At 48.1% G+C, this 8,474-nt stretch carries 7 protein-coding genes; all 7 read left to right on the plus strand.

The window, feature by feature from the left end; genetic code table 11:
* On the plus strand, positions 1-1,075 hold a 1,075-nt coding region (locus Q0200_RS03190), incomplete at its 5' end, for a PepSY-associated TM helix domain-containing protein (RefSeq protein ID WP_297937613.1).
* A gap of 315 nt (positions 1,076-1,390) precedes the next feature.
* A complete protein-coding gene (locus Q0200_RS03195) occupies positions 1,391-2,158 on the plus strand; it encodes a motility protein A (protein WP_009494312.1) in 768 nt (255 codons plus the stop codon).
* Positions 2,159-2,163: 5 nt separating this feature from the next.
* Positions 2,164-2,934: a flagellar motor protein MotB gene (locus Q0200_RS03200; RefSeq protein ID WP_297937618.1), complete on the plus strand. Its 771-nt coding sequence runs from the start codon at positions 2,164-2,166 to the stop codon at positions 2,932-2,934.
* Between the two features lie 2 nt (positions 2,935-2,936).
* Positions 2,937-3,677 carry a flagellar type III secretion system pore protein FliP gene (fliP, locus tag Q0200_RS03205; RefSeq protein ID WP_002948031.1) on the plus strand — a complete coding sequence of 247 codons (741 nt, stop codon included), beginning with the start codon at positions 2,937-2,939 and terminating at the stop codon, positions 3,675-3,677.
* A 141-nt stretch (positions 3,678-3,818) separates the two neighbouring features.
* Entirely contained in the window at positions 3,819-5,135 is a 1,317-nt protein-coding gene (locus Q0200_RS03210) for a TolC family protein (protein WP_297937623.1), read from the plus strand.
* The gene (locus Q0200_RS03215) at positions 5,132-6,277 is read left to right on the plus strand and encodes an efflux RND transporter periplasmic adaptor subunit (RefSeq protein WP_297937626.1); all 1,146 of its coding nucleotides are present in this window, start codon (positions 5,132-5,134) and stop codon (positions 6,275-6,277) included. Before Q0200_RS03210 ends, Q0200_RS03215 begins: the two co-directional genes overlap by 4 nt.
* Positions 6,270-8,474: efflux RND transporter permease subunit (locus Q0200_RS03220; protein ID WP_297937629.1), on the plus strand; the 2,205-nt coding region annotated here is incomplete at its 3' end. The genes Q0200_RS03215 and Q0200_RS03220, both read left to right, overlap by 8 nt.

Raw genomic sequence — 8,474 nt, forward strand, 5'->3', positions numbered from 1 at the left:
TTTTGCTATTCCGTTGCTTGTTGTCGGCGTTACGGGCGCGATTTTGTCGTATCAGCACGAGCTTGATGATCTCATAAATTTAAACGCTCCCAAGATAGAAAAAACCGGCGAAATGCTAAGCACGGAGAAAATCTTGCAAAGCTTTAGCGAGCAAACGGGCGTTAAACAGCCGGCAAGGCTCGTGCTACCCAAAAATGAAAACGAAGCGATCAAAATTTATGCTAGCAACAGCGATGCCTATTTGGTCGATCCCTATACCGCGCAGATCATCGGCAAGGACTACGGAGTCGCATTCGTGCGCGCGGTAATGTCTCTGCACCGAAATTTAGGCCTTGCGCTAACTGGCAATAAAACCGCTGGCGAGGTCGGTAAGCAGATCGTAGGCGCTAGTACGGTCGCGATGATAGTGCTCGTGATAAGCGGCATTTGGCTGCATTTCCCGAGACTAAAACGCAAATTTGCCGAGGCGATAAAGCCGAATTTTAAACTCAAAAAATACGCCCTTTTTCACAACCTACACACGAGTTTAGGCGCTTTAAGCGCGGTGATTTATCTCGTCGTCTGTTTAACGGGGCTCATGTGGTCGTACCGCTGGTATAACGGCGCGGTGACCGAGCTTTTCGTTAGCGCGCAAAATTTGCCTAAAGAGGCCGAGCGCAAAGAGGGCGCGCCCGCAAAAGCAGAGGGCAAAAAGAGCGCCGAGTATAAATTTAGCGATGCGCAGAGGGCCTACGAGATATTTAAATCAAGCGGCATAGAGTATAAGGAATTTAGCCTGATGCTAACAGCCGGAGATAAGATAAACGTTAGATACTACGAACCCGACGCGCCAAATACCGCTCGTCCAAAAATGACCGCCGTAAACGTAAAAGATGGCAAGATCGCAGAGCAAAAGCAGACCGAGGGCATAACCGTAGGTATGGTAAAAAGCACGAACTATCAGCTGCATACGGGGTATTTTTTCGGGCTTGCGGGTAAAATTTTGTGGTCGGTCGTTTCGCTTTTGATGGCGCTATTTATATTTAGCGGCTTTTATATGACGGCAAAAAGGGCGTTTAAACCAAAAAGACCTTAGATAAATTTGCCTTTTACTAAGCACTGATAGCGTGCGAGCGATAAATTTGCCAAATTTGCGCTCGCTGCAAGACACCGTCTTCTACTCTCGTTTAAAATTGCACTTCGCTTTTTAAATCAAATTTTTAGAAAAATAAGCATTCAAATTTGGTCAAGAAAAATGCCAAAAAAACGAAATATGACCAAAAACGCAAAATTTAAAAAAATTTACCCTGATTTGGAATGCCTTTTGCAAAAAGCTAATCTAAGTTTAACTGTTTTTTCAACTAAAAAAAACTAAAATACAAACTAAAATTTTTAAATAGAAAGTTGCAAGATGGATTTAGGTAGCCTCGTCGGTTGGATAGTTATTATGGTTCTTTTGCTAGGTTCCATGCAGATGGGCGTCGGAATCGGAGCTTACATAGATATTCCCTCGGTTTTGATCGTTTTTGGCGGTACGATTTGCGCGCTGATGATCGGCTTTAAGATGGAGCAGATAAAAAAGCTAGGCACGTTTTACGGCATCGCGGTAAAGCCAAAAACCTACAATCTCCCCGAAATCGTAAAAAAAATGGTCGAATACTCTACAAAAGCTCGTCGCGACGGTATCTTGGCGCTTGAGAGCGATGCAAATAACGAAACAGATCCGTTTTTAAAAAAAGGCCTATCTATGGCGGTTGACGGTAATGAACCGGACGCCATCAGAACGCTGCTTGAGATAGATATGGAGCAGTCTAGCTCGCGTCACGGCGATAATATCAAAATTTTTGAGCAAATCGCGGGCTTTGCGGGCTCGATGGGTATGATCGGTACGCTCATCGGCCTAGTTGCGATGCTTATGAACATGTCAGATCCCTCGGCTATCGGTCCATCTATGGCGGTTGCGCTCATTACTACGCTTTACGGCGCGATGATAGGAAACATCCTGGGCTCGCCCGTGGCAAACATCCTAAGTATCCGCGATAAGGACGAAGGCACGGCAAAGGTGCTAATGCTAGAGGGTATAATGGCAATCCAAGCCGGCGACAACCCTAGGACGCTCGAGATGAAGCTACTATCGTTTTTACCGCCTAAAGACCGTGTTAGTCAGTTTGATAAGTAGAAAAAATGGCTAAAAAGTTAATCGATCCGGGCGACTGCCCCAAATGCTTACCCGAGTGGCTCGCGGCGTTTGGCGACTTGATGTCGCTTCTGCTTTGCTTTTTCGTACTGCTTCTTTCTATGAGTACGATGGACGCAAAGAAGTTAGAAGCGGCGATCGGCTCGCTAAGCGGGGCTTTGGGCGTGCTTGAGGGTGGCGCGAAACCCGACGTCAGCGCCGAGCAAAATCAAGACGACCATGCCACCTCAAACAAAGAGCGCACGGGCGTGAAGTCGAATTTCGAGCAGACTCTGCGCTCTATCAACGAGCTTTTGCATGCTAGCGGCTCGCCTGAGGTTACATTTGAGGAGAGCGAGAGCGGATTTGTGATTAGGCTACCTGCAAATTTACTCTTTGCAAAAGATAGCGCCCAGTTGCAAAATGACGATGCGCTACTGTTTTTAAAACGTATCGCGATGGTGATAGCAAAGTTGCCTCCGGACGTCGTAGCAAACGTGATCGGACATACCGACAGCGAGCAGCCGGACTCTGCCGAGTTTAAAGACAACTGGCAGCTGTCATCGGCGCGAGCTATCAGCGTAGTTAGCGAGCTTATCAAAGACGGAGTCGATCCTAAAAAGCTAACTGCATCCGCAAAGGCCGAATTTGAGCCGTTTGCGACGAATTTCACCGAGCAGGGCAGGGAGAAAAACCGCAGGGTCGAGATCCACTTCGTTTCGTTAAATTTAGACGACAAAGCCAAAACGCAAAAAAGCATACTGGACGCGCAGGAGTAAATTTGAAAAAACTGACGTTTTTGCTGTTTTTTATCTTTGCGGCGGTCGCGATCGGCGAGGATAACGTCACGATCCCGACCGTAAATCTCAGTCTAAGCGCGCCTACTACGCCCACCCAGCTAGTTAGCTCGCTAAACGTCTTACTAGTCCTAACCGTCCTCACGCTCGCCCCTTCGCTGGTTTTTATGATGACGAGCTTTTTGCGGCTCATTATCGTTTTTTCGTTTTTGCGCCAGGCGATGGGTACGCAGCAGATGCCGCCGTCTACGGTGCTTATTAGCCTTGCGATGGTGCTTACTTTTTTCATTATGGAGCCTGTGGGCAAGCAAGCCTACGAAGCGGGCGTGCAGCCCTATCTAAGCGAACAAATCGGCTACCAAGAGGCCTTTGAGCGCGGCGTGAAGCCGTTTCGCGAGTTTATGATAAAAAATACGAGAGAGAAGGATCTGGCGCTGTTTTTACGCATCAGAAATATGCCAAACCCGCAAAGCTTCGACGATATCCCGCTCACGGTCGTGATGAGCGCGTTTATGATTAGCGAGATGAAAACGGCGTTTGAGATAGCCTTTTTGCTCTATCTGCCGTTTTTGGTCATCGATATGGTCGTTAGCTCCGTGCTCATGGCGATGGGTATGATGATGCTGCCGCCGACGATGATTTCATTGCCGTTTAAGCTACTTATTTTCGTGCTCGTAGACGGGTGGAATTTGCTCGTCATGAATCTCGTTAAAAGCTTTCATTAGGTTTTTTATCGCTATAATCTTAAAAATGCTCCGCGCGCCGCTTAAATTTTTATTTTATTTTACCTACGGCGCCAGACTCCAGACGGCGCAACCCGCTCAAATTTAGCCCGCGCCGCCCAGAGCTAACAGGGAAGGGTTTAGATGAAAAAAATTTATATTTTTTTGAGTTTTTGCGTTTTTTTAGGCGGTTCGGAGGTTAAATTTGAAGGAAATTTGCCCGAGCTGATTTTAGCCGCGCAGAGTTCAAATTTGGCTCAAATCTCAAACTACGAACCGCAAAAAGCACAGCTGCAAAAAGACGCCGTAAAAAGCGCATATATGCCAAGTCTCACGGTTGAGGGCGGATATAGTTTTTTAAGCGGCGACATAAACGTCCTGCGCCCGCAAAGAGCCGCTACGGCAAGGGCGATTTTGGAGCTTGCCGTTTATGACGGCGGTAAGCGCGAAGCCCTGCTAAGCTCGCTTTCGCACCTTAGCGCGGCTGAAATTTTAAAAAACGAGGATTATCAAAACCTGCTCGCATTTAACGCGACCAAGCTTTATTTTAGCTTTTTGTCGCTGGGCGAGCTCGCGACCGCAAAAGTGGGCGAGATAAACTACCTAAAAAACGCTCTAAATAGGCTGGAAAAATACTACCGTGCGGGACTTAGCGACGAGAGCGAGTATGAAGCGGTAAACGCTAGGTACACCATGGCGCTCGCCGAACGCCTCGAAATCTCTCAAAATCAAAACGAGATAAAAAATCAAATTTACGCGCTAACGGGCAGAGATATCGAGCCTGTGGCTGGCTCTAGGATCGCGTTTGCAGACGACGACTTCGCGCCGCAAAAAAGCGAAAAGCCCGAGCTTGAGGCGCTTAGGTTAAATTTCGCCGCGGCCTTGGAGGATGAAAAGATAACCGCATCCGAGACGAACCCGCAAATTTTCATCAAAAATACCTACACCTTTATGCGCACCCATTACGACAGAAATTTGCTGCCCGCGCAGTATCGAAGCGTGCTAGAGCCCTATTTCGACGACTTTTTTAAGCCGAATTTAAACACTAACGAGCTGATTTTGGGCTTTAGCTGGAAGGCGTTTGATTTTGGCGCAAACAAAAAGCAGCGCGAGATAAAGCGCATAAGCGCGCTGCAAGCGAAGCTAAATTTAGATCAAAAGCGCTTGCAAAACGAGCTAAATTTAGTAAATATCAAAAACGACCTAAAGACGCTCGAGCAAAAGATAGCCGCCGGCAAAAGCGCGCTAAACTCGGCGCAAACCTCGCTAAATGCCGTTAGCAAAAAGTATGAAGCTGGGCTGCTAGGGTACGTGGAGTTTTTAAACGCGACCGCGCAGAGCTTTAGCGCAGGCAGCGCGCTGGAGCTAAGCAAGAGTAAATTTGAGATCAAAAAGGCGGAGTATCTATACGAACGCGGCGGTAAAATCGCCGAAAATATCGAAAAAACGGAGCGCAAATGAATAAAATTTTACTTTTTTTACTAAGTGCGGCGGTTGCACTTTGCGCACAGGATAGGATCTACGCGAGTTTTGACGTCGCGGCCGCAAAAGACGCGCAGCTCGCGCTAAAGGCCGTCGGTATCGTAAAGAGCGTAAACGTAGAAATCGGCTCTGCGGTAAAGCGCGGCGACGTGCTGCTCGAGCTTGAAAACGAGAGCGAAAAGCTAGCCGTAAGGCTCGCACAAAACGACCTAGAGAGCGCGCAGACTGCAAAAGCCCACGCTAAAAGCGTGCTGGATAAATTTAAGCTCGTTCAAAGCGTGAGCTCGAAGCAAGCTTTTGAAAATGCGGAATTTGATTTTAAAAACGCGGCGCTAGCCGAAAACAGAGCGCATCTGGCGCTAAATTTGGCGCAAAAGAGGCTTGAGGATACTCGGCTGCTCGCGCCTTTTGACGGGACGATGTCTGGCAAGAGTATCGAGGTCGGCGAGGGTGTTGGCGGCGGAGCACAAAAGCTGATGTCGATCTTTTCGTATCCAGACGTCAAGCTCAAGCTTAGCTTTGATGAGAAATTCAAAGACCGCGTGAAAATCGGTAGCGAATTTATCTATAAACTAGACGGCGAAAATGAGGAAAGACGCGGCAAGATCAGCCTCATCTACCCGACTATCGACACGAAAAACGGCAAAATTTACGCCGAAGTGCAGGCGCGAAATTTGACGCCGGGACTTTTTGGCGAGGGATATATCGTCTCAGATTCGCAGGTTGAAACGGATGCCGAGCCTAAAAAAGAGGACGCAAATAAAACATTTGGGCATAAATTTGAAGGCTTTAAAAACGATGGGCTAGCAGGCGCGAAATTTGACGTAGAAAAAACTAGCTTCAGCGTAGTGCGGTTTTTAAATTTGACGTTGCAGACGAAAAGCGAGATAAATTTGAACTCAAATTCGGCGCGCGGCGTTAAATTTGACTCCGCCGCGAAAAATGCAAATTTAACGAGCGGGTCAAATTTATCGCACAAACAAGGCGGCATAAATTTAAACACCGAATTTGACGCGGCGCAAATTTTACTAGCCGCTAATCGCCAAACGCTTTTTATGGAGCAGGGCGGCTGGATAAATTCGCCGCAAAAGCCCGTTTTAGCGAAGGCGCGAAATGTATAAACTAGCCATAAATCGCCCGATTACGACGCTGATGTTTTTCGTCGCGCTCGTATTTTTCGGCGCGATGTCGCTTCTTAGGATGCCGGTAAATCTCTTTCCCGAGGTCGTCATCCCGCTGATTAAGATCACGACCTATGCGCCGGGCGACATGAGCCTCGTCGAGAGCAGGGTCACTAAAAAGATCGAGGACGAGGTCTCGACGATAGACGGTATCAAAAAGATCAGGTCATATACATTTAACAACCTCAGCATCGTTTTGGTCGAGTTTAATCTCAAGAAAAACATCGACGTCGCCGCGAACGACGTGCGAGACAAAGTCGCAAAGGCAAAGCTCGACGCCCAGCCCGAGATAGAGAAAATCAACAGCGACAGCGGCAAGGTGGCGAGCTTTTTCGTTAGCCGCAAGGACGAAAATTTAACCGCGCTCATGCAAACGGTCAAAGACGAAGCAAAACCGTTTTTGCAGCGCGTAAAAGGCGTGGGCAAGGTCGATGACAAGGGCTTTTTGGAGCCTGAGATCAAAATTTACCTTGATCCGTTTAAACTCGATAAATACGCTCTAACCGCGGCCTCGGTCATAAATATAATCAAATCGCAAAATTTAAAAGCTCCGCTTGGCAAGCTGGAAAACAGCGAATTCGAGATATTTTTAAAGAGCGAATTCGACGCTAAAAGCGTGCGCGAGCTGGAGGATATCCGCCTGCAAAAGGACGTGTTTTTAAAAGACGTCGCGCGCATAGAGCTATCTCATCACGACACCGACGCCGTAGCGATGTATAACGGCAAGCGCGGAGTGTTGCTTGACGCTATAAAAGTAAGCGGAGCAAACACGATCGAGACGATAGACGCGCTCAAGGCTAAAACGGACGATCTAGCCGCAAAACTGGGCGCGAACTACGAAGTAGAGCGGGTTTACGAAAAGAGCGAGAGTATCCTAAAGCACATAAATCAGGTCAAATTTGACATGATGCTAGGCGTCGCGCTCACGGTCGTCATCGTCTTTTTCTTTTTGCGAAGCTTTAGCGCGACCGTCATCGCCGCGCTTGCGATCCCGGTTAGTATCGTGGGGACGTTTTTTATCATCGACGTTTTGGGCTTTGATCTAAAACGCCTCACGCTGCTGGCTCTCACGCTTGGTATCGGTATATTTATCGACGATGCGATCGTGGTCGTAGAAAATATCTCCAAAAAGATGCAAGAGGGCGAGAGTAATCCGCTAAAAGCGAGCTTTGAGGGCGTGCGCGAGATAGCTTTTAGCGTGCTTAGCATTAGCGCGGTGCTGCTTTGCGTGTTTGTGCCGATTGCCTTTATGGAGGGCATCATCGGGCAGTATTTTAACTCCTTTGGAATGAGCGTGAGCGGCGGTATCGTGGTGTCGTTTTTGGTTTGCATTATGCTGATACCTAGCCTCGCGGCTAGGTTTTTAGGCGAGGGCGAGAGTAAATTTTACCGCGTTACGGAGCCTTTTTTTGAGGCGCTTGAGAGCGGTTACGAGCGGCTTTTGAAGCTTATTTTGAGGTTTAAAACCGCGTTTGTTATCCTTACTTTTGGTGTACTGGCTCTTTGTATGAGCCTGGCCGGCAAGGTCGGTATGGACTTTTTGCCAGTAGAGGACGAGGGGCAGTTTGAGATATTTTTAAAGGCAAGCCCGGGCATCTCGGTCGAGGCTATGAGCGCTAGAGCTAGCGAGGTCGTGCGCGAGGTAGATAGCGATCCGCGCGTAGAGTACTCCTATATGATCGCGGGCTACACGGACTCAAAGGACGCGTACAAGGCTAAAATTTACGTCCGCTTAAAGGGCTTTGAGTCGCGAAAAGAGCGCCAAACGCAGATAATGGACGAGTATAGAAAAAAGCTTAAATTTGAAGGCCTCAGCGTCAAAGTCCTGCAGATACCATACGTCGATACGGGCAGCGACAGCGAGCCCGTGCAGCTAACGATCACGGGCGATAGCCTAGAAAAGCTAGACGAAATCCTGCCTAAAGCCATAGCGATGGTGCGCGCGATAGAGGGCACGACGGATGTGGGTAGCGATAACGAAGACAAGATAAACGAGCTGCAAATCAGCGTAAATAAAGACAAAGCTAAACGCCTAAACGTCGATCCTAGCGCGGTCGCGCAGGTGATATATGCCTCCTTTGGTCAAAACAGGCTAGGCAGCTTTGATAACGGCGACGCGCAGTACGATATGATACTG

It is taken from the genome of uncultured Campylobacter sp. (assembly GCF_938045225.1).
Taxonomy (GTDB): domain Bacteria; phylum Campylobacterota; class Campylobacteria; order Campylobacterales; family Campylobacteraceae; genus Campylobacter_A.

Bases quoted from the DNA above. Each gene is read 5' to 3' on its own strand.
- Q0200_RS03195 (WP_009494312.1), top strand. From the start codon at position 1,391: ATGGATTTAGGTAGCCTCGTCGGTTGGATAGTTATTATGGTTCTTTTG.
- Q0200_RS03200 (WP_297937618.1), top strand. From the start codon at position 2,164: ATGGCTAAAAAGTTAATCGATCCGGGCGACTGCCCCAAATGCTTACCC.
- Q0200_RS03210 (WP_297937623.1), top strand. From the start codon at position 3,819: ATGAAAAAAATTTATATTTTTTTGAGTTTTTGCGTTTTTTTAGGCGGT.
- Q0200_RS03215 (WP_297937626.1), top strand. From the start codon at position 5,132: ATGAATAAAATTTTACTTTTTTTACTAAGTGCGGCGGTTGCACTTTGC.